The organism is Agrobacterium vitis, from assembly GCF_037039395.1.
GTDB classification, from domain to species: Bacteria; Pseudomonadota; Alphaproteobacteria; order Rhizobiales; family Rhizobiaceae; genus Allorhizobium; species Allorhizobium vitis_E.
Window position 1 is genome coordinate 2,099,696 of record NZ_CP146242.1, and the last position, 26,781, is coordinate 2,126,476.

Consider the following 26,781-nt stretch of genomic DNA (forward strand, 5'->3'; position numbering starts at 1 on the left):
CATCGTAATTTCTGACTATATGCCTGATCTCACCACCCATCCTTGATGGTGTGAAACCGTAAATGTCGTCGCAATGCCTGGCCGCAATGTCTGTCTTGCAAACAATTTGCGTGCCAACCCAAGGGGCTTAGCACATCGCCTAGCCGGGCTTCTAATCGTGGTTTTTCCTATGTTTTGCAAGAGGGTGATGTGTTTCAACCAGAATCTGGAGCCTTTCTTCCAGCACATGCGTGTAGATTTGCGTCGTCGAAATGTCGCTATGTCCCAGTAATTCCTGCACAACACGCAGATCCGCGCCGTTTTCCAGCAAATGGCTGGCAAAAGCATGCCTGAGCACATGTGGGGACACCGCATCGCCACTGAGACCGGCGCGAATGGCCAGATCCTTCAATTCTCGCGCGAAAACCTGTCTGGGCAGATAACCTTCGCGGCTGGCGGCGGGAAACAGGAAGCCAATGCCCGATGATTTTCCCAGTTTTGATACTGTTTTTTTCGATGGTGGTTTTTTCGATGGTGGTTTCTCTGCCTGTTCGATTTCCTTGGCCTGCGCGTAAGCCTGCATAGCGGCGATGGCCGAGCGCGACAGCGGCACCAGCCGTTCCTTGTTGCCCTTGCCGCGGACCACCAGGAACCGGCCCTCCTGCGCAAGGACATTGGCCGGGAGGGAGACCAGTTCGCTGACACGCATGCCCGTCGCATAGAGAAGTTCCAGCAGTGCCAGCCGCCGCAGCCTTTGCAGGCGGTCTGGGCCTTCCAACGCCGCTTCGGCCTGGGCCAGGGATAGGAGCCTGTCGACATCGGCAATCGACAGGGTCTTGGGCAAAGGCCGGCCCTTTTTCGGGGTATCGAGGATCGAGGTCGGATCGTCGCCGCGCAGTCCCTCGGCATAGAGAAACTTGTAGAATTGCCGAAGCGCCGACAGACGGCGGGCCTGGGACGAGGCTTCGAACCCGCGGTGGCCAAGATCGGCCATATAGGCGGACAGGTCGTCGCTGGTGGCTGCCATGACGCTAACCTGGCGCGTGGCCAGAAAGCCATGCAGATCTTCCAGATCCCGTTCATAGGAAGAGAGCGTGTTGCCCGCTGCACCGCGCTCGGCACTCATCATCTCAAGGAAAGCTTCGATGCGGGCGTGGCCGAGATCAACCATGAATGCTGTCGTTTCTATCATTTGGTGTCTGTGCCATCACGATCATGGCTGCTGCGGCTTGATCTGGGCGGCAGGAATGGTTGCGGTTATCTCCCGCTGGCCGGGTTCCACGAAGATGACCAGCGCCCACATCGCCGCATAGATCATGGCCGCCACGGTGGCGATGACGAACAGGAAGCGGAACAAGGTGGGCATGATGACGGCCTCCTGCCTTGAAAGGCATGGTGTACAGTGCCGTGCTTCCCGGAAGAAGCAGTCGAGGTTGCTGTAACACTTTGGGTTCTCTTGGTGTCGTTTATCTCTTCGGGAAAGATCAGGTCTGCTTTTCCCTCATTGCAACACAGATCAGCAATATCGGCTGGAGCCGCTCTTGTTTCAAGATGGAACATGGCAGGATCTGCCGGATAATACCCTAAACCCCCGGGAGTTAAGGGAGGTGACGGGCCATGCAGGTAATTGTTTCTTGGCAACATGTGCGGCAAGTGCTTGACGTGGCCCCGGCATTTGTCAATAGGGTGGTAAACGTGTTGCGAAAAGGCTAATGACCCACTCGATGCCCCATGCTGTTCTACCTCTTGCTGAGCGTGCCCGCTCGGTGCTCGGGCGTCGAAACCTGATTTTCGTCGGCCTGATGGGGGCTGGAAAATCCGCGATCGGGCGTCTCGTGGCTCAGCAACTGAACCTGCCTTTCATCGATACCGATACCGAGATCGAGCGGGTCTCGCGCATGACGATCAGCGAATTGTTCGCAGCCTATGGCGAGGCGGAATTCCGGGCGCTGGAAACCCGGGTGATCCGACGGCTGCTCAGGTCCGGGCCGAAAGTCGTCTCCACCGGCGGCGGCGCCTTCATCAATGACAGAACCCGCAGGCAGATTGAGCGCGGCGGCATTTCCATCTGGTTGAAAGCCGATCTGGATGTGCTGTGGGAGCGGGTCAACAAGCGCGATCACCGCCCGCTATTGAAGACCGAAAACCCGAAACAGACGCTGGAAAAGCTGATGCTGGAGCGCTACCCGATCTATCAGCGTGCCGATATTACCATATCGTCGCGCGATGGGCGCAAGGAAGCCATTTCCGATGAGGTCATGGACGCGGTGATCGCCTATGTCAGCAAAGGCAGGAGCAAGCGATGAGCAGAGAACAGGCATCCGAAGGTCCCGAATCCTCAGAACGTCTGGTGCATGTCCCGCTTGGTGAGCGCGCCTATGATATCCTGATCGGCGACGGCCTGATCGGGCGGGCGGGCGGCGAGATTTCAACCCGTATCAAGGGCCGTAAGGCAGCCATCGTCACCGATGAGAATGTCGGAGCGCTGTACCACGGCGCGCTGATGGACAGCCTGGAGGCGGATGGCTTTGAAGCCGTGTCGCTGACCCTTCCTGCCGGTGAAAAGACCAAGAGCTTTGAGCACCTGACCAAGGTTTGCGACGTGCTGCTGGAAGCCCGTATCGAGCGCAATGACGTGGTGATCGCCCTTGGCGGCGGCGTTATCGGCGATCTCACCGGCTTTGCAGCGGGTATCGTTCGGCGCGGAGTGCGGTTCGTGCAGATCCCGACCTCGCTTTTGTCGCAGGTCGATAGTTCCGTTGGCGGCAAGACCGGCATCAATGCCAGGCAGGGCAAGAACCTTGTCGGCATTTTTAACCAGCCGGATCTGGTTCTGGCCGATACGGCGGTACTGAATACGTTGAGCGAACGGGAATTTCGTGCCGGCTATGCCGAAGTGGCGAAATATGGCCTGATCGACAAGCCGGAGTTTTTCGATTGGCTGGAGCGCAACTGGCGCGAGGTGTTTGCCGGTGGAGCGGCCCGCACCCAGGCGATTGCGCTGTCCTGCCAGGCCAAGGCCGATGTGGTCGTGGCCGATGAGCGCGAACATGGGCGCCGGGCCCTGCTCAATCTCGGCCACACCTTCGGCCACGCGCTGGAAGCGGCCACGGGCTATGACAGCCGCCGCCTCGTGCATGGAGAAGGCGTCGCCATCGGCATGGTGCTGGCCCATGAATTCTCGGCCCGGCTCAATCTGGCCAGCCCTGACGATGCAAAGCGGGTCAAGCATCACTTGACAGAGGTCGGGCTGCCGACCCATATCAGCGACATTCCAGGCGATATGCCGCCTGCCGAAACGCTGATGAATGCCATTGCCCAGGACAAGAAGGTCAAGGGCGGTCAACTGACATTCATTCTCACCCACGGTATCGGACAGTCTTTCGTCGCCGACGATGTACCGTCTTCTGAAGTGCTGGGCTTTCTGAACGAAAATCTACCCGGCTGATCTCTACCAGCGTGTGGCCTCGCCAGGCGCTGATGGTTCGATGGCGAGCGCATGCAGGCCGGCATCCAGTTCCGGTTTCAGCAGGTCGGTGACGGCCCGGTGCCGGGCCAGGCGGCTGAGGCCGGTAAAACTGCCTGAGACGATGCGCACCCGCATATGGGTTTCTCCCGTGCCGGTCATGTCAGGTTGATGGCCGGCATGGTGGTGGCTTTCATCGATCACCAGCAAACGCTCGGGCTGGAAGGCCTGTGTCAATTTCTGCTCTATCGTTTGGCGGAGTGACATCGGGTGGCTCTGCATGCGGTGGCGTCCAATTCTGCTGACCAATTCGGGCGTTTTGAGAAAAGCCTCCAAATGGCCAAGAACAATATGATTTGTCAATTCTTGTTGTGAGATGGGGAAAGCCTCATAATTTGCCAATGAAACTCGACTCAAAATATTTCGACAAGATCCGCACGCGCCGCAAGAAGGATGCGGAACCGGAACCGCCCGTCACCACCTGCCAGTGGGATGGCTGTGAGCGGCCGGGTGCGCATCGTGCGCCGGTGGGGCGCAATGCCGAAGGCCAGTTTTTCCTGTTCTGCTTCGAGCATGTGAAGGAATATAACAAGGGATACAATTACTTCTCCGGCCTTTCCGACAGCGAGATTGCCCGCTACCAGAAGGAAGCGATCACCGGTCATCGCCCAACCTGGACGGTTGGCGTCAACAAGGCCGCCAAGGGATCGCCCATTCACTCCACCCAGCGCTCCGGTTCGGCCACGGCGCAGGCGCGGATGAGGGACCCTTTCGGCTTCGTCTCCCAAGGGCGCGGCAATGCGTCGCGGTTTGAGCCGCAGGCGCGAAAACTGAAGACGCTGGAAGCAAAAGCCTTCGATGCCCTGGGGTTGACGGGCGCTGCCACCGCCCAAGATATCAAGAGGCGCTATAAAGAGCTTGTCAAAAAACATCATCCAGATGCAAATGGCGGAGACAGAGGTTCTGAAGAGCGTTTTCGGGCTGTTATTCAGGCCTATCAATTGTTAAAGCAGGCGGGTTTCTGTTAATCGAAGACAATATCCGATTGCGTATGCGACCTGATTGTATGCGACCTTGATTGTATGCGCTGGGAGATGCCGCCCGGCTTGGAGAGACGATGAGCAAAATTGACCTTGATATCGCCAACCTGCCCGACACGACAGTTTCCGTCCGGGAGGTGTTCGGCATCGACAGCGACATTCGCGTGCCGGCCTATACGAAGGGCGATGCCTATGTACCGGATCTCGATCCCGACTATCTGTTCGACCGGGAAACCACGCTGGCCATCCTTGCCGGTTTTGCTCACAACCGCCGCGTCATGGTGTCCGGCTTTCACGGTACGGGCAAATCCACCCATATCGAGCAGGTCGCTGCCCGGCTGAACTGGCCCTGCGTGCGCGTCAACCTCGACAGCCATGTCAGCCGTATCGACCTGGTCGGCAAGGACGCCATCGTCCTGAAGGATGGCAAGCAGATCACCGAATTCAAGGATGGCATTCTGCCCTGGGCCTATCAGCATAATGTGGCGCTGGTGTTCGACGAATACGATGCCGGACGTCCGGACGTGATGTTCGTCATCCAGCGGGTGCTGGAGTCTTCTGGCCGCCTGACCCTGCTCGACCAGAGCCGCGTTATCCGCCCACACCCCGCCTTCAGGCTGTTTGCAACGGCCAATACGGTCGGGCTTGGCGACACGACTGGCCTTTACCACGGCACCCAGCAGATCAACCAGGCACAGATGGACCGCTGGTCGATCGTCACCACGTTGAACTACCTGCCGCATCAAAAGGAAGTCGATATCGTCCTGGCCAAGGTCAAGGGCTTTGCCGCCACCCCGAACGGTCCCGATAATGTGGCAAAGATGGTGCGTCTGGCCGATCTGACCCGGTCTGCTTTCATCAATGGCGATCTTTCGACCGTGATGAGCCCGCGTACCGTGATCACCTGGGCGGAAAATGCCGAGATCTTCGGTGACATCGGCTTTGCCTTCCGCGTCACCTTCCTCAACAAATGCGACGAACTGGAGCGGACCCTGGTGGCCGAGCAATACCAGCGCGCCTTTGGCATTGAACTCAAGGAAAGTGCAGCCAATATCGTTCTTGGCGCCTGAAAAGAGACTTAAGGAACATGGCAGGTCGCGGCGATAATTCCCAGGCGAAACCCGGCACGGCGGTCGATACCGAACCGTTGCGCCGGGCGATTACCGGCTGCGTGCGCTCGATTGCCGGCGATGCCAGCGTCGAAGTGGCTTTTGCCAATGATCGTCCGGGCATCGCTGGCGAGCGCATTCGCCTGCCGGAAATTTCCAAGCGACCGACCGCCCACGAACTGGCGGTGACACGGGGGCTTGGCGATTCGATGGCGCTGCGGCTTGCCTGCCACGATCAGAAAGTCCATGCCTCCATGGCGCCGGAGGGGCAGGATGCCCGTTCGGTGTTCGATGCGGTTGAACAGGCCCGGGTGGAATCGATCGGTGCCTTGCGGATGACCGGCGTTGCCGCCAATTTGAAATCGATGACCTCGGAAAAATACGCCAAGGCCAATTTTTCCGGCATCGAGCGGCGCGAGGATGCGCCACTGTCGGAAGCCGTGGCGATGATGGTTCGTGAGGCGCTGACCGGTCAGAAGCCACCGGAAAGTGCCGGTAAGGTGCTGGATCTTTGGCGCTCCTTCATCGAGGAAAAGGCCAGCAGCGATTTTTCCAATCTGGCCAATGTAATCGAGGATCAGCAGGCTTTTGCCCGCGTCGTGCGACACATGCTGTCGTCCATGGAAATGGCCGAGGATTTCGGCGAGGACCCGGAACAGGCCGAGCAGGAAGAGACCTCGGAAGAAGACCAGCAGCGCAGTGGCGAGGAAGAGCAGGAAAATTCCGAGGAGGAAGCCGGCTCCGAAAGCGCGCCCGCCGATGAAAGCGAATCTGCCGAAGAGCAGATGGACGACGGCGAAATGGACGGTGCCGAGATTTCCGACGATGACATGTCCGAGGAAGGCGACGAGGACAGCGAGACGCCAGGTGAAATGCGCCGTCCGGCCAGCCCGTTCGACGATTTCAACGAGAAGGTCGATTACAAAGTCTTTACCGAGGCCTTCGATGAGGAAACCTCGGCGGAAGAATTGTGCGACGAAGCCGAACTTGACCGGTTGCGCGCCTTTCTCGACAAGCAGCTTGCCCATCTCCAGGGCGCGGTCGGTCGTCTGGCCAACCGTTTGCAGCGCCGGTTGATGGCGCAGCAGAACCGGTCCTGGGATTTCGATCTGGAAGAGGGCTATCTCGATCCGGCCCGGTTGACCCGGCTGATCATCGATCCGATGCAGCCGCTATCGTTCAAGCGGGAGAAGGATACCCAGTTCCGCGATACGGTGGTGACGCTGGTGATCGACAATTCCGGCTCGATGCGCGGACGCCCGATCACGGTTGCCGCCACCTGCGCCGATATTCTGGCCCGCACGCTGGAGCGTTGCGGCGTCAAGGTGGAAATCCTTGGTTTTACCACCAAGGCCTGGAAGGGCGGCCAGAGCCGCGAGCAATGGCTTGCCAGCGGCAAACCGCCAACGCCTGGCCGCCTCAACGACCTGCGCCATATCGTCTATAAGTCGGCGGATGCGCCGTGGCGGCGGGCACGGCGCAATCTGGGCCTGATGATGCGCGAAGGCTTGCTCAAGGAAAATATCGACGGCGAAGCGCTGATCTGGGCGCATAACCGGCTGTTGGCGCGGCGTGAGCAGCGCAAGATCATGATGATGATTTCCGATGGTGCGCCGGTCGACGATTCGACCCTGTCAGTCAATCCCGGCAATTATCTGGAGCGGCATTTGCGCGCCGTGATCGAGCAGATCGAGACCCGGTCTCCGGTTGAATTGCTGGCGATCGGCATTGGCCATGACGTCACCCGCTACTACCGCCGGGCCGTGACCATTGTCGATGCGGATGAACTGGCCGGTGCGATGACCGAGCAATTGGCTGGCCTGTTCGAAGATAAGCCCGCCAAGGGCGCGCGTGGCGGTTCGTTCCGCCGCGCCAGCTGAGTGCGCGTGATCCTTTGCTTGCCATGACCTCCCGCAAAGCCTTGGCCGCCTTCTGCTGCGGCTCCGTGTTGCTTTTGGCGGCATCTCAGGCTGTGGGTGAGTCCGCGACGGTGGGTAGCCGGAGAATTGAATATTTTAATCCGGCTTCGGACCAGACCGTGTTCGGCAAGTTGGAATTTATCGGTGGGCTGGACCTGACATCGTCAGACAGTCTGTTTGGCGCCTGGTCTTCGATCCGGTTTCGACCGGATGGCAAGCGTTTCATCGGTGTCCTCGATACGGGCGACTGGATTTCGGGTGAGATCGTCAGGGATGAAAAGGGGCGCCTTGCCGGTATAGACACTGTCTCGCTCGCACCGATGCTTGACCGGGACGGTCGCGGCCATGTGTCGAAACGGGCGATGGATGCCGAGAGCCTGGCGATCCGTGGCGACAAGATCTATGTCGGCTTTGAGCAGCGGCATCGGATCGACCAATATCCCCTCGACGGATTTGAAACGGCCAAGCCGGAAAAAAGCCTGCCTCTGCCCTTTCCCAAAAAGGTCCTGGAGAGCAATCGCAGCCTGGAAATGCTGACGGCATCGCCGGCGCAAGGACCGCTTGCCGGTGGCCTGGTGACGATTACCGAGGAGAGCCTGGACGCCAAGGGTAATCTTTATGCCGGCGTGGTCGATGGTGCGCATCCGGGCGGCTTCAAACTGGTGCGCCGTGATGATTTCGACGTGACCGATGGCGCCTGGCTGCCGGATGGCGATCTGCTGCTACTGGAGCGCCGGTTCCGGTTTCCAACCGGGCTCGGCATGCGCATCGTGCGCGTCAAGGGCGACAGCATCAAGCCGGGCGCGCTGGTGGATGGAGAGATCCTGCTCGACGCCGATCAAAGCTTCCAGATCGACAATATGGAAGGCCTGGATGTGGTGGACATGGGCAATGGCGACCTTCGCCTGATCCTGGTCTCCGACGACAACCACTTCATGCTGCAACGGACGCTGATGCTGGAGTTCCGGCTGCTGCCGTAAGGCAGCAGAGGTCAAACCCGCGCAAGCTGGTAGGGCTTCAGCCTGTTCATCAATGCCCCATAGGGCAAAAGCATAATCAGGCCGACCAGCATTTTCACGGTAAAATCACCGATGGCCCAGGAGATCCAGCGGGGGATTTCAGGGGAAAATGCGCCAAGCAACGGCGCCCAGCTTATCGCGAAATCATCATTCGGGCCGATGAAGCCGAAGACCGGTGCAAAAGACAGCGAGAAGAAAATCACCGTATCGAGTATCGAGCCAAACAGTGAACCGGCCAGCGGCGCTTTCCACCAGTCCTGCTCGCGCAGCCGGTTGAAGACGCTGATATCAAGCAATTGCCCGACCAGATAGGCGGTGCCCGAGGCAATGGCGATGCGTGGCTGCCCGGTGACGAAGGACAGCGCCACGCCCACCAGAAAGCCGACAAACACTACTTTGCGGGCCGTGGAGGGGCCGAACTGTCGATTGGTCAGGTCGGTGACCAGAAAGGCGACCGGATAGGTAAAGGCGCCATAGGTCAAGAGGTCGCCAAGCTGCACGCCCGCCAATTGTCCCGACAGTGGAAACTGCACGAGGATGTTGGAGGCAACCACGACAAGGGTCATGAGCATGCTGTAGACGAGGATGTGACGTGTGATCCGCATTTTTTTATCCTGGGAGATGCCACCAGCTATAGCTCAGCCCACATTTGGACCGGCCATAACAAGAAAGGGTCGATACTTGCCGCTGTACCAAAGATTTTGGCAAGAAACGGCGCAAGCGAAAAGGCTCGAACGTTTTACCGTTCAAGCCCGTTCGTTATGTCAATGCTGTGGCTGCCTGATATCAGGCGGCGACTGCGGTCTTCTTGACGATCTGGCGGCGCAGCAGACGAGCGCGCATGCTCAGTTCGGTTTCATTTGCCTTCAAAAGGAAGGCATCCAGGCCACCGCGATGCTCGACGGAACGAAGAGCAGCAGCAGAGACGCGCAGACGGTAACGCTGGCCGAGGGCATCGGAAATCAGCGTGACGTCGCACAGGTTCGGAAGGAACTTGCGGCGGGTCTTGTTGTTGGCATGGCTTACATTATTACCCGACTGGACGCCCTTGCCGGTCAATTCGCAACTGCGGGACATGATGCACCTATTCTTATTGGCAGTCGGAAAGCTTTCTAGGCAATAACCCAGGGCGCAATCCAACGCGGTCTGATTGGAAAGTTGCGGTTCTATAGTCAGCTGAAGCCGCCCCGTCAAGACAAACCTTGGCAAAAGGGCGGATTTATCGACGCTTCGGCTATGGTCTTGCCATAGTGAACGTCATAAATGAAGGGGTAACAGACATTGGAGCCATGGTGTCGCGATGCGTTTTGAGCTTGTTCGTAAACTGTCTTTTCTGCTGACCGCCCCTGCCGCGCGTGGTGTCGCGCTAGGCGTTACGCTGGTCTTGGCCAGCGGCTCGGCCTTTGCAGGGGAGACTTATCGCAATGAATATCGCGTCACCCTGCTTGGTCTGCCTGTCGCCCGTGCGACCTTCGTTACCGAAGTCACACGTCCTGGCTACACCATTACCGGCACGATTTCGTCGGCGGGCATTGCCAATGTCTTCACCAGCCTCGATGCAAAGACCAAGGTGACCGGACAGGTGGCCGAGGACAAGCATTTGCAGGCCAGCAATTACAATCTGGTCTATACGCGGGGCAAGCGAACCCGGGTTTATGACGTGCGCTATGCAGGCGGCAATGTCGTCTCCACGACCATCACCCCTCAACCCAACCGCAACAAGGACCGCTGGCTGCCGGTGAGCGCCAGCGATCTGCGCTCCGTGCTCGATCCTGTCGGCGGGCTGACCCTGCCCGACGATGGCAAGATCTGCTCCCGGACCCTGCCGATTTTCGATGGTGAAAGCCGGTTGGATCTGGTGATGTCGCCAAAGGGCAAGAACAAGTTTACCGCTGGCAATGTATCGGGCGAGGCGATTGTCTGCTCCGTGCGCTATGTGCCGAAATCCGGCTTCAACAAGGCCCGCAGCGATATCGAATATCTGCGCAGCGCCAACGATATGGAAATCTGGTTTGCCAAGACCGGAACCATGTCCTTATATGCTCCGGTCTATGCGCGGGTGCCAACGCGGGTGGGAACGCTGTCGATCACAGCCACCCGGTTTGGCGCCTGATCAGCACTAAAATCATTGAGGGGCGGATGAAGGTTCGGGCAACGCTGATCGGGTTTTCGGCCATCCTGATGTGGTCTTTTCTGGCGCTGTTTACGGCAGCGTCCGGCACCATGCCGCCCTTCCAGCTCTCGGCCATCTGCTTTGCCATCGGCAGTCTTCCCGGTATTGCCACCTTCATTATCCGGCCGGAGCGGCTGACATTGCTGAAACAACCGGCCAAGGTCTGGTTGGTCGGGATCGCTGGCCTGTTCGGCTATCATTTCCTCTATTTCACGGCACTGAGAAATGCCCCTGCCGTGGAAGCCGGGCTGATTGCCTATCTCTGGCCGCTGTTGATCGTGTTTGGATCGGCTTTGCTGCCGGGGGAAAGGCTGCGCTGGTATCATATGGCGGGCGCGATTGCCGGGCTATGCGGCACCGTGCTGATCATCGGCAAAAACGGCCTGTCCTTCGATCCAGCCTATGCTATGGGCTATGGGGCGGCCCTGCTCTGCGCCTTGACGTGGTCCAGCTACTCGCTGGTCACGCGCCGGTTCGATGCAGTCTCCACCGATGTGGTGACCGGCTTCTGCCTTGCCACGTCACTGCTGTCGCTGCTCTGCCACCTCTGGCTCGAAACGTCCGTTTGGCCGGACAGTGCCAGCCAGTGGCTTGCTGTGGCTGGCCTTGGGCTGTTGCCGGTCGGTGCAGCCTTCTATGCCTGGGATTACGGCGTCAAGAACGGCGATATCCAGATCCTGGGGGCCGCGTCCTATGCCGCACCGCTGCTGTCGACGCTGGTGTTGCTGGTTTTCGGTTTTGGTGAGGCCAGCCTGCGCATTCTTGGCGCCTGTGTGTTGATCACAGGTGGCGCGGCCCTGGCGGCAAGCGGCATGTTCCGCCGCAAGACAGCCCTCGAAGACGCGGCTTGACAGCTACCTGCCGGGCATCATCTTCATCAACACCCCGTCCTTCAGCACGGTATGATGGAAAATAGCCGCAGCGGCATGCAGCGTGGCCGCTCCGATGATGACCCAGGCAAGCAGAGAATGCATGTCGCCGAGCAGATGGCGATAGTCGGGCGATATACCGAGGGGATCGGGAATAGAAAACAGCCCGAAGAAGTCCACCGGTTTTCCCTGCGACCAGCGCCATAGAAAGCCGAGGGAAATCTGTGCGGCAATGCCAAGATAGAGCAGATAATGCACGGCCTTCGCCATCAGGCCCAAAGCGCCTTTTTCTTCTTCCGGAAGGGTTTTGAGACTGGCGATCCGCCAGACAAGTCGCAGCACAAACACGGCGGAAAGTGTGATGCCAGAAGCGTAATGCAGCGCCTTAAGACCATTGCGCAGCGCACCGCCTTTTTCCGTAAAGTCCCAGATTTCAGCCGAGAAGAACAGGATGAGCACCAAAAGCGCTGTTGCCCAATGCAGCCAGATCATGCCGCTATTGTAGCGCGTGCCGCGCGGCGCGGTCGAGCCAAGAGGTATATTCATCGTCATGTTGCCACTCCAAAAAGTCGGATTTTTCAGCGCAACAGAACGGTTCATGCTGACGGAGGCCTGAAAGCAAACCGGAGATGAAATAGTATAGCAACCGGGTTATCGGAGAGGCTGACCCGGTTCCCAACCCGGCGGGGCCATTTCGAAAGCGTCGAAGGTAAAGCCCGGTGCGACCGTGCAGCCAACCAGAGTGTATTCTCCTAGGCTTTCCACCGCCTGCCAACTGAGCGCTGGAATGATGGCCTGGGGGCGCTCGCCGCGCACAAGGTCTCTACCAAGAACCAGGGTTTCCACGGATTGCCCGTCATTCGACCGGTAAAGCGCCAGCGGCGCGCCCGCATAATAGTGCCAGATCTCGGCGGCATCCTTCACCCGATGCCAATGCGACCGCTGGCCTGCCTTCAGCAGATAGTAGATGGCCGTGGAATGGCCACGCGCTCCGCCTTTGCCGTCGCGGAAGGTTTCGCTGTACCAGCCACCTTCAGGGTGGGGCTGCATGGCTAGCGCTGCAATGATCTCATCGGCATCGGCCATCAGAAATTGTCCTTGCGCTTGCGGATTTCGGCGAACACCTCTTCATTGCTCTTGCTTTCCATCACCAGGTTGCGGCGGATTTTTGGATCGGCCACCCGCAGGAACGGATTGGTTTCCTTTTCCAGATACATAGTGGTGGGAATGGTGAACTGCCCTTGCGCGCGCATCGCCTCGATGTCGCGGGCACGGGCTTGCAGCCGCTCATTGTCCGGGTCGATGGTCAGGGCGAAGCGGGCATTGGCGAGCGTGTATTCGTGGCCGAAATAAATAGCGGTTTCATCCGGCAGCACAGCCAGCTTTTGCAGGGAATGCCACATGTCGGCAGCAGGGCGTTCGAACAGCCGTCCGCAGCCGAGCGCAAACAGCGTATCGGCGGCAAACAGCAGTTTGGCGTCTGGAAAATGATAGCAGACATGGCCTGCCGTGTGGCCCGGCGTTTCAATCACCTGGACCCGGTGCGGTCCGAATAAAAACTCTTCCCCATCATAGGCGGAGCGGTCCAGACCGGGAATGGCGACAGCCTCGTTGACGGGGCCGATGATCTCACAGCCATATCGTTGCTTCAGCGCCAGATTGGCTTCGACATGGTCATTGTGGTGATGGGTGGTGAAGATATGGCTGATCTGCCAGCCCCGTTTTTCGGCAGCGGCCACGATAGGGCCTTCCTCCGGTGCGTCGATGGACGCGGTCAGGCCGGTTTCAGGGCAATGGACCAGCACGCCGTAATTGTCGGTGCGGCACGGGAAGATTTCGATATCCGGGCTTTTCATCGGGGTGACCCTTTAGCTTGGCAGTGGCGATTGCAGGGCGATTTGAGGAGAATCTAGTGCCTGGGGCCTTGATGTCCAACAGCCTGCTGCTAACAATTGTGCCATGCATGTGGATATAGTCGATCTCCGTCAGTTCTATCACACCATGCTTGGCCATGCTGCCGAGCAATCCATTACCATGGCGCTGTCGTCGCTCTGGGCGCGGCTGCCGGAGGAGCGGTTGGTGGGGCTGGGCTATTCGGTGCCGTACCTGGATCGGTTTCGGGCCGATACCGAGCGCACATTCGCCTTCATGCCAGCGGGGCAGGGGGCGGTGAACTGGCCGCCGGGCGAGCTTTCGGCCACCTCATTGGTGTTCGATGAGGAATTGCCGCTGCCAGACAGTTCCATCGACCGGGTTTTGATGGTCCATTCCCTGGAATTTGCCGAGAATCCGCGCGAGACGCTCAAGGAAATCTGGCGGGTTCTGGCGCCGGGCGGACGGTTGGTCATGGTGGTGCCCAATCGCCGTGGGGTCTGGGCGCGGATGGAGCATACGCCTTTCGGCTCCGGTCGCCCCTATTCTCGGGGACAATTGACGGCGTTGCTACGCGAGACCAATTTTACGCCGGGAGCCAGCACGGAGGCATTGTTTTTCCCTCCATCGAAGCTCAGAACCATGTTGAAAATGCATAGCGCCTTCGAGCGCTTCGGTCGCATGCTGTCCCCGGCTTTTGCTGGCGTTATCGTTGTCGAGGCGCAAAAGCGGCTCTATCAGGGTCTGCCGGTTGCCGTGCGCGCGTCGCGCCGGGTGTTCGCCCCGGTTTTGAGCCCGCAGGGCGTGCCAACCACACGTCAGACCCTCTTGCCGCCCTCGACAAAATAAAGGTTCCGGGTTACTTGCGTAAATTGTTTGAACCGGCCTGTTTGAACGGGATCGGGTTCAAGGAGAGAATCAGGAAATCACGTCGATGAGCAGCACCATGAACCAGCCCGTTCCACGCCCGGGAATCCTCGATATTGCCGCCTATGTTCCCGGCAAGGAGCACGCCCCTGGCGTTGCAAAAGTGTTCAAGCTTTCATCGAACGAAACGCCCCTGGGTCCAAGCCCGAAAGCCATTGAGGCTTTCAAGGCGGGTGTGGCCAATCTGGAGCTTTATCCCGATGGTCAGGCCGTGAAGCTGCGCGAGGCGATTGCTGGCGCGCATGGGCTCAACCCGGCCAATATCCTCTGCGGCAATGGGTCGGACGAGCTGCTCGGCCTGCTCTGCCATGTCTATCTGGGCACGGGCGACGAGGCTGTTATTACCGAGCATGGTTTCCTGGTCTATCGCATCCAGATCATGGCGGCGGGTGCCACGCCGGTCACGGTTAAGGAGCAGGATTGCCGCGTCGATGTCGATGCCATTCTGGCGGCGGTGACGGACAAGACCCGGATGGTGTTCATCGCCAATCCCGGCAATCCGACAGGGACCTATGTGCCGGGTGCCGATATTCGCCGTCTGGTCGCCGGTCTGCCGAAACATGTGCTGCTGGTGCTGGATGCTGCCTATGCCGAATATGTTCGCCGCAACGATTACGAAGCCGGGCTGGAAATCGTCTCGGAAAACCGCAATGTGGTGATGACCCGCACCTTCTCGAAAATCCACGGGCTGGCGGCGCTCAGGATCGGCTGGATGTATGGTCCGGCTGCCATTCTCGATGCCTTGAACCGGGTGCGCGGACCGTTCAACATGAATGCCCCGGCGATTTCTGCGGGCGCCGCTGCCATTCTCGACCGCGATTTTGCCGATAAGGCCGTTGATTTCAATCTGGAATGGCTGGATCGGCTGACGGGCGCCTTCGAGGCGCTCGGCTTGAAGGTCACGCCGTCGGTCACCAATTTCCTGCTTATTCATTTTCCCGATGTTGATGGCAAGCGGGCGTCCGAGGCCGATGAATTCCTGACCAGCCGTGGCTACATCCTGCGGGCAGTCAAGGGCTATGGGTTTGCCAATGCCCTGCGCATGTCGATCGGCACGCCCGAGGCCAATCTCGGCGTGATGGATGCCCTGACCGAATTTATGGGCAAGCCGTGATGGCCAGCATTCAGTTTGACCGGATCGCACTGATCGGCATCGGCCTGATCGGCTCTTCCATTGCCCGTGATGTGCGTGCGCTTGGCCTGGCGCGTGAGATCGTCGTTTCAACCCGCTCGGTGGATACCTTGCGGCGGGCCGAGGAATTGAAGCTTGGGGATCGCTACACGACTTCGGCTGCCGAGGCGGTTGCAGGGGCCGATCTGGTGATCGTTTCGGTGCCGGTCGGGGCCTCCGAAACGGTGGCCATCCAGATAGCGCCGCATCTTGCGCCGGGCGCCATCGTCACGGATGTGGGGTCCACCAAAGCCTCTGTCATTGCGCAAATGGCGCCGCATATGCCTGATCATGTGCACTTCATTCCGGGTCATCCGCTGGCCGGTACGGAGAAATCCGGCCCCGATGCCGGTTTTGTCGGTCTGTTCAATGGACGCTGGTGCATTTTCACACCGCTGGAAAATACGGATCAGCAGGCGATTGCCCGGCTCAAGAGCTTTTGGGAAGCGCTGGGCTCGCGTGTCGATGAAATGGACCCCCAGCACCACGACAAGGTGCTGGCGATCGTTTCGCATCTTCCCCATATCATCGCCTATAATATCGTTGGCACGGCGGACGATCTCGAAGCGGTGACGGAATCGGAAGTCATCAAATATTCGGCCTCCGGTTTTCGCGATTTTACCCGTCTGGCGGCGTCCGATCCCACCATGTGGCGCGACGTCTGCCTGCACAACAAGGACGCCATTCTAGAAATGCTGGCGCGGTTTTCAGAAGACCTCGCCTATCTGCAACGGGCGATCCGTTGGGGGGAGGGCGATAAACTGTTCGAACTGTTCACCCGCACCCGCACCATACGCCGCTCGATCATCGATGCGGGCCAGGATGTGGACGTGCCGGATTTCGGTCGTCACGGGCTGGATGGCAAGACGAACGGATAGGCCGTTTCGCCGCCGGTTCAGATCGGTGGGATATTGCCAAGCGGGATGAAGCCCAGCACCACGACGCCATTGGTGATCTGAAGTGTCACCTGGCCCTGATTCTGGCCAAGGAACACCGCTTTCAGCCCCTTGGCGGCCATCCGGGCGATGTCCTTGGTTTCGGGGTAGGCGGCAATCACCAGGTCGCGCCAGGCATCGACCTTGCCGATTTCCAGCTTGAGCGTACCGTTGGCAAGGCCTGCATTATCGATGGAAATCGGTCCGCTGGCGGTGATCGTGCGGCCCTGGCCCATATCGATCTGCAGATTGCGGATGTCGCCGCTTAGACCCCGCAATTGTATGGGTTCTGGATGTTCGATATCGAGGGCACCGGCCTGACCGAGCAATTTCACATCCAACTGTGCTGCCATGGGTGGCAGGTCGGGGTTGCGGTCGTCCTGGCCAAAATCCATGTCGGTCAAGAGCGCTGTTCCCACGAGGTCCTCACCATCGCGTTGCAGCCGTGTCCGGCTCTCAGTGGCATCAATCCTCAGAACCCGGCCGGATAGGGCATCGGTCAGATTGGCCTGCAATTTCTGGATCACGCTTGATGACGAATCGACGCCGTTCATACCCAGCGACAGGGTGGAGCGAAAGCTATCCCACTGAAAAGCACCAGCAAGCCCGGTGGAAGTTTGCAGAATGGCTGGCCCGTCGATTTCCCATTTGATCTTGCCGGGCCGGAAAATTTCCGCCGATGACCGGAAAGCGCCTGACGAACCGGAAATGCCGTTGCGGCTATCGTTGACCGATACCTTGGTGCAGTTCAATCCGATATGCAGCGGAAAGCCACTCATCCGCATTCCGGGGCAATCGAGGGCAGAGGCCAGCGGATTATCGCCGTCAAAGGCATGTTCGAGTTTTGTCGTGGCGTAATTGGCAGCGGCGAACCAGCCTGCGGTGTAGACGATACCGAGCAGGACAAGCACAATGCCCACCAAGAGAACTCGCGATCTCTTTCTGGGTCTCTTCGTCCGGCTGGACATGGCCATGCGCTTCTCCAATTGTCTTCCATTTTGCCCAGCGGTCACCGAGACGACTTTTGAGGCACCAGAGCCCAGCACTGTTTATCAGTGCAAAGACTGCTGTAAAAATTCATTTCTGCTGGATAATTTCAACCCAAACCTATCAAAATTCGGGCATGAGACAGCAGGAGCTAGCATTATGACCAGCGATATGGACGAATTTTGGGTGTTTGGCTACGGGTCTTTGATGTGGAATCCCGGCTTTGTCCATGAAGAACGGTTGGCTGCCAGGGCCCATGGGTTTCGCCGCTCGCTTTGCATTCGATCTTTCGTGCATCGCGGCACCGAGCAGACCCCCGGGCTGGTTCTGGGGCTGGATCGCGGCGGCTCCTGCCAAGGTGTGGCGTTTCGTGTCAGTCCGGCGTCATGGACGCAAACGCTCGACTATTTGCGAGCGCGGGAACTGGTGACGATGGTCTATCAGGAAAAAACGTTGCGGTTGCAATTGTCTGATGGGCGCCGGGTGCTTGGCGTTGGCTATGTGGTGGACCGAAACCACCGCCAATATGCGGGAGCGATTACTGTTGAGGAGGCGGTACAGGTTACCGCGCAGGCCAGTGGCCAGTCGGGTGATAACCGGGCCTATGTCGAGAATACCGTGCAACACCTGCGCAGCATAGGCATCCGCGATCATTGGCTGGAGCAGGTGGTCAAGGGGCTGAACAAACCGGCTTTATGACGGGTTCTTGGCCCCAGCCTTCAAGGTTTCCAGGCGGTGTTTGGCGGTCGGCGGCAGGGGGAGATCCGGATTGGTCTGGGCAGCCTCACGCAGCAGCGCGTCGCTGGCCGTCTCCAGCTCACTGGTCAGTTTTTCAAAAAATGCATCGGGCTTCAGTCCCGGCTGGATCGGGGGCAGGATGCGGATCTTGTAGTGGCCGGGATAGCGCATCACGCTGCGCCGTGGCCAGAACAGCCCGGCATGCATGGCAACCGGCACGACCGGCACGTTGAGATCGCGGTAAAGCCTGGCAATGCCGAATTTGTATTCGGGATCGGCGCCGGGCGGGCGTCTCGTACCCTCGGGATAGATGACCAATTGGCGACCGCTGCGCACTTCCAAGGCGGCGCGTTGCATGACTTTGACCATTTCCTTGCCGCGTCCACCGCGATTGACGGGAATCATTTTCTGCTTGGCGGCATACCAGCCGAAGAACGGAATCCACATCAATTCCCGCTTGAGAATAAAGACCGGATCATCCAGCCAGGGCAGAAGCGCATAAGTATCCCAGAAGGATTGGTGCTTGGGCGCGAGGATGTAGCCGGTGTGCGGGATATTCTCCAGACCCTCAATCTCGAATGTCGTGCCGACCACGGTTTTCATCAGCCAATGACTGAAACGCGCCCATGTCTTGGGGACGGAATATGCGATTTTGCGCGGCAAGATGAAATAGATCGGCGCGGCCAAGACCATCCAGAGGATCAGGCAGGCATAGAACAGCACGTTGAAAACATGGGACCGCAAAGCAAGCATGAAGATATTCCGCCGACAGATGGCCCTGCCTATACGAATTTTCCAATAAGAGGAAGATGGTTCGGCATCGCAGGTTTGGCCGCTGCATAATTCCTTAAACCTGTTGCGGTTTAAGAAGGAAATTATGCAGTCGATATAAAGTGCTAAAGCAAACCTCAATGCGCCAGATATGGTGCATTGAGGTTTGCTTTAGCTTTGGGAGGATTGCTGGGAGGCACTGCCGGGGGTGCGCAGTCCCTGCCAATTGTCCCAGCCGCCGAGATCACGGGTATAGGCAATGAGGATCTTGGCATATTCCGACAGCAGCGTGCGCAGCGCATTGGGATCGGCATACCAGGCTCTGGTGCGCAAATCGGCGGTGACGACCGGATAGGGAATGAACTGGGTTTCATGATCTGTACGGCGCAGTTCCATCAGGCTGCGGCGCATGTGGTAATTGCTGGTGACGACCAGAACCGATGAAAAGCCCTTGTCGTGGATCCACTGGGCGGTTTCATTGGCATTGCCGATGGTGTCGATGGCGCGGTAGCCCATATCCACGCAGCAGGCGAACAGATCGGGTGAGCTTTGCGTCATCCGGCGGATGGTCGCGGGCGATGTGGATGGATGGACACCGGAAATCAACAGCCGCCGCCCCGATCCCTTGCGCAACAGGTCGACAGCCTGGTCGATGCGCTGATAGCCCCCCGTCAGCACGACGATGGCGTCAGCCTTGGGCTCGGCAGGCGGCATCATCGCCGTGACATCATCGGCAAAATGCAGGAAACCGGCGACAAGACAGGCCATCAACAGAAGAATGGCATAGCCGCCATAGCGTAGCAGGCGGCGCAGCGGTGCCTGCCGATGGAATAGTTTGGCGGTCCGGCTGCCTTGATCCTGGTCAGGGTCTGCTTGGCGCATTGTCATTGCTCGTGCGTAATGGAACTGCATCGAGGATGCTGGTGCATCCTCACATCGAGGACGTATAAAAAGATCATTCGGGCGGCAACCCGCCGCTGCGGCTGGGGTCCGACCTGATCTGGTCGATTTCATAGATGGCGCGCATGACAGTCAACCTGGCCGTGACCGTTGTCAGCAGAGCAATAACGATCATCGTGGCGAAAATACCGAGATAGCCGGTAAAGCCGATTTCGAACCGGCCAAACATGGCGGTGGCCTGATCGGCTTGCGGTGTGGCGAGCGTATTGTCCTGCCAGATGCTGGCCAGCGCGAACAGGCCAGCTGCGGCAAGCCCGCCAGCCGCAGAGCCCTTCAGGCTGATCTTCAGAAAATGCTTCTGAAATTCCCGCGCCACGAACAGGCTCTCTGCACCGACGAAATGCAGGACCTCGATAATATGCCGATTGCCGGACAAGGCGCCGCGCGTTGCGAAAATCACCGTCAGCACCATGGCGGTAAACACCAGGATCAGCAGGCCAAAGCCAATCAGCACCGTGGTCCGGGCCATCGATACCAGCCGGTCCACCCAGGTGCGGTGATCATCAAGCGAGGCCTGGGGGATCTGCGAGGTCAGAAGATCACGCATGGCGGCGAAGTCAGGCGGATTATTCTCGTCAATGGTGACAATGACCAGCCGGGGCACCGGAAGGTCGTTGATATCCAGTCCGGTGCCAAGCCAGGGTTCCAGCAGGCGGGCCGTTGCGGCCTCATCGACGATCTGTCCGGTCTTGGTCCCGACGAAGGTCAGCGCCAGGTCCTTGGCTTTCGTCAAGGCGTCATCCATGTTGACATTGTCATCCGGCTTGATCTGGATCGTCACCTCGCGGGAGATCTGGCTTTGCCAGCTGGACGCCGTTCCCCGGACGATCGACACCGCGCCGAGCGTCAGGCAGGCGAGGAAGGCCATGATGGCAATCACCACCATCAGCGCATTGCCCTGGATATTGGAGGGCGGCAGGATGGGGCCGGTGGCGCGCACCTGCATTTCCACTCGCTTTTGCGTCTTGGCCCTTTCCTGTGTCGGGGTCTTGGCCAGCGGCGGGCTCTTGGCCGACGGCGGGGTCATGGGTATTTTTTTCGGCGGCTGCGGCGCGGACTTTTGATCATTCATAAATATCGAGCCGCCCTTCAGTCAGAATCATCCGCCGGGCGTCGACCTGGTCCATCAGGGCCAGATCGTGGGTGGCGATCACCACGGCGGTGCCCAGCCGGTTCAGCTCGAGAAACAGGCTGAGCAGGCGGCGCGCCATCGGAGGATCGACATTGCCGGTCGGCTCGTCGGCCAGCAGCACTTCTGGCCGGTCGATCAGGGCTCTGGCAATCGCGACGCGCTGCTTTTCCCCACCCGACAGGATCGGCGGCAACACGTTGATACGCTCGCCCAGCCCCACCCATTTCAACAGTTCCAGCACATCCTGCTTATAGCTCGCCTCGTCCTTGCCGCGCACCCGCAGCGGCAAGGCGACATTTTCATAGGTCGTCAGATGGTCGAGCAATTGGAAATCCTGGAAGACGATGCCGACCCGGCGGCGCAGCAAAGGCAATTCATTGCGCGGAATCTGGGTAATATCACGACCGAAACTGCGAATCAGGCCACGTGTCGGTTTCAGTGACATGAACAGCAGGCGCAAAAGCGTGGTCTTGCCAGCGCCCGACGGACCGGTCAGGAACTGGAAGGAGCGCTTTGGGATATCAAAGGTCAGGTCGCGGAGGATTTCAGGCCCCATCCCATATCGCAGGCCGACATTTTCGAAATGGATCAATGGATAAACCCGGGCTTGAGCCTGTTGACGACTGCTCAGTTCTTAACGGTTCCGGTTACCATTTGGTAAACGCCGCGATGTTACGACGCCAATCCGGTGATTTTTTACAAATCATTAACCATTCGAATTTACGACTTGGATGGATTGGTTTCAATGCCCCTTCGTATTCTATCGCATCTGGCTGGTGCGAGGCTTTCGATCAAGGGCGCTTCATCTCTGTTAAAGGCAAGCCGGAATTGGTTTTTTCATCCAATGTCTGGACCTGCTGTGGCGAGGGTTCCATGAACGCATTCCGTTTTCGGCCTAAATATGTCGAACCCGATATCGATCTCTTGCCGCCAGAGCGGCCCTATCGCCCCATGCCACGACCCGGCTTCCGGCTGGCGGAGGATGTGAGCGATGCGAAATTCGTCACGGTCGGCGATCCCGTCGGCGCGCTCCGCAGCCGAATTCAGGCGGAAATGAAGACCCCATACCGGCCACAGGTGCCGGAGGCGCAGGGCTTGCTACAGTCTATCGTCAATCATGGTGTCGGGCATCTCGTCCGCTTGGAAAATCGCCTGGGGCAGCTATCGGAGCGGTCTTTCACCTCGTTGATTGCGGCCCTTGCCGTGCTGATGTTCTTCAGCGCTGGTGGTTTTTGCCTGATCGGTGGCACGGAGGCGGTCCCCGCCAGAAATCCACTCGACATAACCCATGTCAGCCTGACGCCGCAAACTGCTGGAGGCATGCCGGTCCTGTTGGTCAATGCGATTGTTGAGAATCATGCGGCGACGACGCAGGCCCTGCCGGATATCAGGGCGGATCTCTATGCGGATGGACGTCTGGTCGCCTCGACGATTATCACCCCGCCGGCGCCGGAAATCGGTATCGGCCATAGCCGTGGCATTGCTGCCCGGCTGCGCCATCCCGGGGGAAAAACCCCGGAACTGAAGCTTTCCTTTCTGTCCAAGGATGCTTCGCAATCCTGATTGTGCTATCGGCAGGATGAAAGAAAACCCTGTCGCCTGAAGATGGGCAGCGAAATCCTGGAGAATCCATGCCTGTCGTTCGCGGAAAAAATATCGAGCCATTGTTTACGGCCGAACAGATCGCCGCCCGCAATATCGAAATCGCCAAGACAATTGTCGACGGTCCCTCCGAGGATCTTCTGGTGATTTCGATCTTGAAAGGCTCGTTCATTTTCGCGGCCGACCTGATCCGGGCGCTGCATCATGTCGGCATTGCGCCGGAGGTGGAATTTATCACCTTGTCCAGCTACGGCACCGGCACGGTGTCGCAGGGTGTCAAGGTCCTCAAGGATATCGACAGCGATGTCCGTGGCCGTAATGTTCTGCTGATCGACGACATCCTGGAATCGGGACGAACCCTGCTGTTTGCCCGCACGCTGATGTATGAACGCGGTGCTGCCAATGTCACCATTGCCGTGCTGCTCGACAAGAAGGTCAAGCGCCAGGAAGTGTTTGAGGCCGATTATGTCGGTTTCGAATGCCCGGATTATTTTGTCGTCGGTTATGGCATGGATGTCGCCCACGCTTTCCGCGAATTGCCTTTTGTCGGTGTTGTTACCGGCGATGCAGCGTCGTAATCTTCGAAAAAATACATTTTATACAGCTACTTACGATAAGGCTTCTCCGTTGCGGTCAGCGCCCTGAAACGGGGCGGTGTCTCGGTCATCAGGTGGAAACTATTAACCATCCTCTCGTCTTGGCTGCCGGTTGTTTACCTCTCGCAAAGGAAAAACTGGTGATTTGCTTGGGTATGACAGCGCTACACATCCTCTATGATTCGGGGACGGCGCTGTAACGGCGTGGATGCGTGAGCATCCTCAAGCACTGGTACAACATGCCGCATGATGACAGCCGTCGATCGGGTTCGGTCGAATGGTGATGTGGCAGGCTTCAAGATGGGAATGCGGATATGGCCAAGATACTGATTACCGAAGACGAAGATGCCCTGCGGTCCTTCGTTGCCCGGGCGTTGCGGCTCGACGGACATGAAACCCATGAGGCGGCTGATGGCGCCGAGGGTCTCGAAATGCTGGCTACCAGCAATTTCGATCTGTTGCTGTCGGATATCCGCATGCCGGTCATGGATGGTATCGAACTGGCGCATCGCGCCCATTCGGATTTTCCGGGCCTGAAAATCCTGCTGATGACCGGCTATGCCGAACAGCGTGAACGCGCCGACGACCTGCTCGAAAAAATCATCGATGTCGTACCAAAGCCGTTTGCGCTTCCCGATATTCGCAAGGCGGTCGCCCAGGCGTTGGCCGCCTGACTGTTTTTCCCCGGAGAGATTTCAGCGTCTTGCGGATCGACAGATGCTGGAAGCCGATGGATGAAAGGCAGGTCTGTCAGCCCCTCATCCATCCAAACTCCAATTGATGTTACCATCACATGTCCAGCAAGCGTTCCAGATAACGCCGCTCTACCTCCGGGCTTGCATTGTTGCCCAGCTTGTTGCGGATCGCATCGAGGATTTCGCGGGCGCGCTGCACGTCGATTTCGTCGGGGACTTTCACCCGTTCGCCAAAATCCGGCCCGGTGGTTGACCGTGGTCGCCCCAGCGGGTCGCGACCGCCCTGATTGCCTTCCGCCATGCCTTGCCCCTGGTCCTGACCTTGCCCCTGGCCGCGCTGCATGGCCTGCATCATCTGGTTCATCATATCGCGCGCGCCTTGGCGCAAGGCTTCCAGCGCCCGACCCTGGCCTTGCACGGCCCGGTCACCCTGGCTTTTTCCGAGTGCTTCACCCGCGCCCTGCATTTCCCGACCTGCCTGGCCAAAATTTTCTCCAGGCTTGATGCCGAGCTTGCCAAGTCCGTCTTGTACGCCCTTCAACTGCTTGCCGAGCGCATCCTGCTGCTGGCGCAATTGTTTAAGCGCTTCACGCAATTGCTCTGCCGTCATCTGGTCGGGGGCAGAAGGATTTTTACCGGCGCTGTCTTTATTCTGGTTCTGGTCGGGGTTTTGGCCCTGATCCTGGTTTTGCTCGCCATCGGGCGTCGGGCTAGCCTGAGGATTATCCTGGGTCATGCCGTCACCATCTTCCGGCTGAAGGTCATCGCCCATCTGCGACCGGCTCTGTAATTCCTGGTCCAGTTTGAAGGTCTGATCCATCAGCTTCTGCTGGTCCTGCATGATCTGTCCGAGCTTGTCGATCTGCTTGCGCGCTTCGCTGGTCTGCTGTTGTTGCTGCGGATTGGAGCGCTGCGGGCGTCCGGCCTGGAGATTGTTCATCATCCGTTGCATCTCCTGCAACATCTGACGGGCGGCATCCTTGTTGCCAGAGCGGGCCAGGTTTTCGATCTGGTTCATCATGTTTTCCAGATCGCGCTGGGTCAGCATTTTCTGAGCGCTCTGTTGGTTCTGCTGGCCGTTCTGCGGCTGCTGGCGCTCTGCAAGAGCCTTCATATAGTCCTGCATCGCCTGACGGACCTCGTCCATCAGCTTCTTGATCTCGGCATCGGGCGCATTGCGCTCCAGCGCCTCCGAAAGCTTCTGCTGCGCCTCGCTCAGCTTGCGCTCAGTCAGTGACACATCGCCATCGTCGATGCCAAGCGCGATTTCCCAGAGATAATCCGCCGTATCCTTCAAAGCTTCGGTGGTGCTGGCCATCTGCATGCGGGCATGGGCCGAGGAAATCAGCAGGTAATGGGAAAGCTGCGGAATGGTTTCATCGGCACGCAGCGTCAGCGCTTCGTTGAGCGCCACAGCGCGCGCCATCTGCCGCGTGTCCAGCGCAAAGATCTGACGCTGTTCGGCTACGGCGGCGGCCAGCGGTTCGGAGAAATTGCGGCCGGGCAGGATCATCTCATGGGCAGGGCTGCGTCCCTCCTGGCCCAATCCGTCCTTGGCAATCAGCGTGATCCGCACCTTCTTTCCCGCCAGCGGGTGTTCGGTCAGGTTGCGGCTCGACATGCTTTTGATATCGCGGGCATTGCGGCTCGGCAGGTCCAGCTTGAACTCGGGCAGGGGATAGAGCGGGTTGGCTTGCGGATCGGTATCGACAGGGACGATCTCGGCGCGGGCTTCCAGCAGGCCGTAATCGTCGCGGGCGGTAAAGCCGATTTCCAGTGCCCCGTTGACGGCACGTTTCGGAATGCCGTCAAAGGCGATGGTCGGTGCATGGTCTGGAATGACCTTCAGCGGCCATTGCCGGGTGCCAAGATCCAGCGTGCCGCTTTCGCCCAAGGTCAGGGTCAGCGTGCGGGCGCTGGTGTCCGTCTGGGCGGGCGTTGGCGTGGCTGACGAGACGGTGGGCAAGGGGCCGGGCGTATTTTCCTGGTCGGCCTTGACCGGCTGGAAAGCGACTGCGGCTGCCCCGGATGCCGGTTTGAAGTCTGCCTGTTCGTCTCCGGTACTGCCGGTCAACCGAACTGTGACCACAGACTGGGCGGGAACGGCGATATCCTGCGTTCCATCTCCATTGCGTCCTGTGAGGAAAACAGGGGGGCGGCCCGTATAGCCCGGCGGGGTAATCCAGGCATCGATGCGCAGGGTCGGGGCGTTGTCATCGCTGTCTTGCAGCACAAAGGCATCGGTGAGACGGCCAGCGCCATTCGAGCCGGAATAGGCAAAGGCCACCGCTAAAAGCAGCGCTGGCAAGGCGCGCAGGCCGAAGCGGTCGAAGCGGGCGATATCAGGCTTTGGGCGCCCGGCATCGAGCGTGGCGATCCGGGTTGCCATACGCCGTTGGTGCTCATGCCAGAGGGCGCGGGCAAAAGGCGTGTCGAAGGCCGGTTCCTCACCCTGCACGCCGATGGGTTGATGCGGCAGATGATTGCGCTCTTCCAGCAGCCGGTCCGCTTCGCCAATTTTCGGCCAGCGCAGCCGGGCCAGCGGCAGAAGCGAGGCAAGAAAGCCGAAGACCAACAGAAAAACCAGAGGCCAGCGCAGATAACCGGGCACTTCGCGAAAAAAGCCGAGCCAGGCCAGCGACAGGAAAACAGCAGCAATCGAGGCTGGAAGCAGCAGCAGAGGCAGCAACCGCTCACAAAACAGCACGAGCCTTGCCGTCCAGCGGTTCACGGCCAGCCTGCGGGCCAGCTTTTGATCGCTGTTCAAAGCCCCTTGGCTCTTTTTCGTGCCGGAAGCGGTCATGGGCAGTCTCCGGTTTCC

General features: G+C 59.0%; 29 protein-coding genes. 15 read left to right on the forward strand and 14 right to left on the reverse strand.

The window, feature by feature from the left end; translation table 11 throughout:
* Nucleotides 1–151: 151 nt before the first annotated feature.
* Entirely contained in the window at nucleotides 152–1,150 is a 999-nt protein-coding gene (locus V6582_RS12380; RefSeq protein WP_156632562.1) for a site-specific tyrosine recombinase XerD, read from the reverse strand.
* Nucleotides 1,151–1,192: 42 nt separating this feature from the next.
* Nucleotides 1,193–1,345 carry a hypothetical protein gene (locus V6582_RS12385; protein ID WP_015917342.1) on the reverse strand — a complete coding sequence of 51 codons (153 nt, stop codon included), beginning with the start codon at nucleotides 1,343–1,345 and terminating at the stop codon, nucleotides 1,193–1,195.
* A gap of 346 nt (nucleotides 1,346–1,691) precedes the next feature.
* Between V6582_RS12385 and V6582_RS12390 the strand changes: the two genes are divergently transcribed.
* Nucleotides 1,692–2,285, forward strand: a complete 594-nt coding sequence (locus V6582_RS12390) for a shikimate kinase (protein WP_156632505.1) — start codon at nucleotides 1,692–1,694, stop codon at nucleotides 2,283–2,285.
* Nucleotides 2,282–3,427 carry a 3-dehydroquinate synthase gene (gene aroB / locus V6582_RS12395; RefSeq protein ID WP_156632506.1) on the forward strand — a complete coding sequence of 382 codons (1,146 nt, stop codon included), beginning with the start codon at nucleotides 2,282–2,284 and terminating at the stop codon, nucleotides 3,425–3,427. The genes V6582_RS12390 and aroB overlap by 4 nt, the downstream gene beginning before the upstream one ends.
* 3 nt (nucleotides 3,428–3,430) lie before the next feature.
* Here the strand turns inward: aroB and V6582_RS12400 are convergent, their stop codons facing one another.
* Nucleotides 3,431–3,712: a BolA family protein gene (locus V6582_RS12400; protein WP_070153262.1), complete on the reverse strand. Its 282-nt coding sequence runs from the start codon at nucleotides 3,710–3,712 to the stop codon at nucleotides 3,431–3,433.
* A 134-nt stretch (nucleotides 3,713–3,846) separates the two neighbouring features.
* On the opposite strand from V6582_RS12400, the gene V6582_RS12405 reads away from it, so the two are divergent.
* From V6582_RS12405 to V6582_RS12420, 4 genes are all read left to right on the forward strand, one after another.
* Nucleotides 3,847–4,473: a J domain-containing protein gene (locus tag V6582_RS12405; protein WP_156632507.1), complete on the forward strand. Its 627-nt coding sequence runs from the start codon at nucleotides 3,847–3,849 to the stop codon at nucleotides 4,471–4,473.
* An 89-nt stretch (nucleotides 4,474–4,562) separates the two neighbouring features.
* The gene (gene cobS, locus V6582_RS12410; protein WP_060718633.1) at nucleotides 4,563–5,555 is read left to right on the forward strand and encodes a cobaltochelatase subunit CobS; all 993 of its coding nucleotides are present in this window, start codon (nucleotides 4,563–4,565) and stop codon (nucleotides 5,553–5,555) included.
* Between the two features lie 17 nt (nucleotides 5,556–5,572).
* The gene (gene cobT / locus V6582_RS12415; RefSeq protein ID WP_156614350.1) at nucleotides 5,573–7,474 is read left to right on the forward strand and encodes a cobaltochelatase subunit CobT; all 1,902 of its coding nucleotides are present in this window, start codon (nucleotides 5,573–5,575) and stop codon (nucleotides 7,472–7,474) included.
* Between the two features lie 23 nt (nucleotides 7,475–7,497).
* Nucleotides 7,498–8,493 (forward strand): esterase-like activity of phytase family protein, encoded by a 996-nt coding sequence (locus tag V6582_RS12420; protein WP_234889726.1) that lies wholly within the window; start codon nucleotides 7,498–7,500, stop codon nucleotides 8,491–8,493.
* A gap of 11 nt (nucleotides 8,494–8,504) precedes the next feature.
* Here V6582_RS12420 and V6582_RS12425 read toward each other — a convergent pair whose 3' ends face one another.
* Together V6582_RS12425 and rpmB are read right to left on the reverse strand one after the other, a co-directional pair.
* The gene (locus V6582_RS12425) at nucleotides 8,505–9,137 is read right to left on the reverse strand and encodes a queuosine precursor transporter (RefSeq protein ID WP_156632509.1); all 633 of its coding nucleotides are present in this window, start codon (nucleotides 9,135–9,137) and stop codon (nucleotides 8,505–8,507) included.
* Nucleotides 9,138–9,318: 181 nt separating this feature from the next.
* A complete protein-coding gene (rpmB, locus tag V6582_RS12430; protein ID WP_015917333.1) occupies nucleotides 9,319–9,609 on the reverse strand; it encodes a 50S ribosomal protein L28 in 291 nt (96 codons plus the stop codon).
* Between the two features lie 223 nt (nucleotides 9,610–9,832).
* Here rpmB and V6582_RS12435 point away from each other — a divergent pair, with 223 nt between their 5' ends.
* On the forward strand, nucleotides 9,833–10,645 hold the full coding sequence (locus V6582_RS12435) for a DUF3108 domain-containing protein (RefSeq protein ID WP_156632510.1): 813 nt from the start codon (nucleotides 9,833–9,835) through the stop codon (nucleotides 10,643–10,645).
* 26 nt (nucleotides 10,646–10,671) lie between these two features.
* Nucleotides 10,672–11,556, forward strand: a complete 885-nt coding sequence (gene yddG, locus V6582_RS12440; RefSeq protein WP_156632511.1) for an aromatic amino acid exporter YddG — start codon at nucleotides 10,672–10,674, stop codon at nucleotides 11,554–11,556.
* A gap of 3 nt (nucleotides 11,557–11,559) precedes the next feature.
* Here yddG and V6582_RS12445 read toward each other — a convergent pair whose 3' ends face one another.
* From V6582_RS12445 to gloB, 3 genes are all read right to left on the reverse strand, one after another.
* Nucleotides 11,560–12,126 (reverse strand): cytochrome b, encoded by a 567-nt coding sequence (locus V6582_RS12445; protein ID WP_156632512.1) that lies wholly within the window; start codon nucleotides 12,124–12,126, stop codon nucleotides 11,560–11,562.
* A 99-nt stretch (nucleotides 12,127–12,225) separates the two neighbouring features.
* Complete coding sequence (locus V6582_RS12450) at nucleotides 12,226–12,660, reverse strand: cupin domain-containing protein (RefSeq protein ID WP_156632513.1); 435 nt, start codon at nucleotides 12,658–12,660, stop codon at nucleotides 12,226–12,228.
* Nucleotides 12,660–13,430 carry a hydroxyacylglutathione hydrolase gene (gene gloB / locus V6582_RS12455; RefSeq protein WP_156632514.1) on the reverse strand — a complete coding sequence of 257 codons (771 nt, stop codon included), beginning with the start codon at nucleotides 13,428–13,430 and terminating at the stop codon, nucleotides 12,660–12,662. Before gloB ends, V6582_RS12450 begins: the two co-directional genes overlap by 1 nt.
* Before the next feature lie 103 nt (nucleotides 13,431–13,533).
* Between gloB and V6582_RS12460 the strand changes: the two genes are divergently transcribed.
* From V6582_RS12460 to V6582_RS12470, 3 genes are all read left to right on the forward strand, one after another.
* Complete coding sequence (locus V6582_RS12460) at nucleotides 13,534–14,295, forward strand: class I SAM-dependent methyltransferase (protein WP_156632515.1); 762 nt, start codon at nucleotides 13,534–13,536, stop codon at nucleotides 14,293–14,295.
* An 85-nt stretch (nucleotides 14,296–14,380) separates the two neighbouring features.
* Entirely contained in the window at nucleotides 14,381–15,487 is a 1,107-nt protein-coding gene (hisC, locus tag V6582_RS12465; protein ID WP_156632516.1) for a histidinol-phosphate transaminase, read from the forward strand.
* The gene (locus tag V6582_RS12470) at nucleotides 15,487–16,422 is read left to right on the forward strand and encodes a prephenate/arogenate dehydrogenase family protein (RefSeq protein WP_156632517.1); all 936 of its coding nucleotides are present in this window, start codon (nucleotides 15,487–15,489) and stop codon (nucleotides 16,420–16,422) included. The genes hisC and V6582_RS12470 overlap by 1 nt, the downstream gene beginning before the upstream one ends.
* Before the next feature lie 17 nt (nucleotides 16,423–16,439).
* On the opposite strand, the gene V6582_RS12475 is transcribed toward V6582_RS12470, so the two are convergent.
* Nucleotides 16,440–17,399, reverse strand: coding sequence for a DUF2125 domain-containing protein (locus tag V6582_RS12475; protein WP_060718623.1), 960 nt, complete (start codon nucleotides 17,397–17,399; stop codon nucleotides 16,440–16,442).
* Between the two features lie 226 nt (nucleotides 17,400–17,625).
* Here V6582_RS12475 and V6582_RS12480 point away from each other — a divergent pair, with 226 nt between their 5' ends.
* Complete coding sequence (locus V6582_RS12480; RefSeq protein ID WP_156632518.1) at nucleotides 17,626–18,165, forward strand: gamma-glutamylcyclotransferase; 540 nt, start codon at nucleotides 17,626–17,628, stop codon at nucleotides 18,163–18,165.
* On the opposite strand, the gene V6582_RS12485 is transcribed toward V6582_RS12480, so the two are convergent.
* The 4 genes from V6582_RS12485 to ftsE form a co-directional block, all read right to left on the reverse strand.
* Nucleotides 18,160–18,957 (reverse strand): lysophospholipid acyltransferase family protein, encoded by a 798-nt coding sequence (locus V6582_RS12485; RefSeq protein ID WP_156632519.1) that lies wholly within the window; start codon nucleotides 18,955–18,957, stop codon nucleotides 18,160–18,162. The two genes, V6582_RS12480 and V6582_RS12485, sit on opposite strands and share 6 nt — an antisense overlap.
* Nucleotides 18,958–19,146: 189 nt before the next feature.
* Nucleotides 19,147–19,863 (reverse strand): YdcF family protein, encoded by a 717-nt coding sequence (locus V6582_RS12490; RefSeq protein WP_420360198.1) that lies wholly within the window; start codon nucleotides 19,861–19,863, stop codon nucleotides 19,147–19,149.
* Nucleotides 19,864–19,930: 67 nt separating this feature from the next.
* Complete coding sequence (locus V6582_RS12495) at nucleotides 19,931–20,881, reverse strand: cell division protein FtsX (RefSeq protein ID WP_420360199.1); 951 nt, start codon at nucleotides 20,879–20,881, stop codon at nucleotides 19,931–19,933.
* 118 nt (nucleotides 20,882–20,999) lie between these two features.
* A complete protein-coding gene (gene ftsE, locus V6582_RS12500) occupies nucleotides 21,000–21,659 on the reverse strand; it encodes a cell division ATP-binding protein FtsE (RefSeq protein ID WP_070164362.1) in 660 nt (219 codons plus the stop codon).
* 281 nt (nucleotides 21,660–21,940) lie between these two features.
* Here ftsE and V6582_RS12505 point away from each other — a divergent pair, with 281 nt between their 5' ends.
* From V6582_RS12505 to V6582_RS12515, 3 genes are all read left to right on the forward strand, one after another.
* Complete coding sequence (locus tag V6582_RS12505; protein WP_156632522.1) at nucleotides 21,941–22,630, forward strand: hypothetical protein; 690 nt, start codon at nucleotides 21,941–21,943, stop codon at nucleotides 22,628–22,630.
* A gap of 68 nt (nucleotides 22,631–22,698) precedes the next feature.
* Nucleotides 22,699–23,247, forward strand: a complete 549-nt coding sequence (hpt, locus tag V6582_RS12510; protein ID WP_156632523.1) for a hypoxanthine phosphoribosyltransferase — start codon at nucleotides 22,699–22,701, stop codon at nucleotides 23,245–23,247.
* A 332-nt stretch (nucleotides 23,248–23,579) separates the two neighbouring features.
* Entirely contained in the window at nucleotides 23,580–23,939 is a 360-nt protein-coding gene (locus tag V6582_RS12515) for a response regulator (RefSeq protein ID WP_070164364.1), read from the forward strand.
* A 115-nt stretch (nucleotides 23,940–24,054) separates the two neighbouring features.
* Here V6582_RS12515 and V6582_RS12520 read toward each other — a convergent pair whose 3' ends face one another.
* Nucleotides 24,055–26,763 (reverse strand): TIGR02302 family protein, encoded by a 2,709-nt coding sequence (locus V6582_RS12520; protein ID WP_234889728.1) that lies wholly within the window; start codon nucleotides 26,761–26,763, stop codon nucleotides 24,055–24,057.
* Between the last annotated feature and the right edge of the window lie 18 nt (nucleotides 26,764–26,781).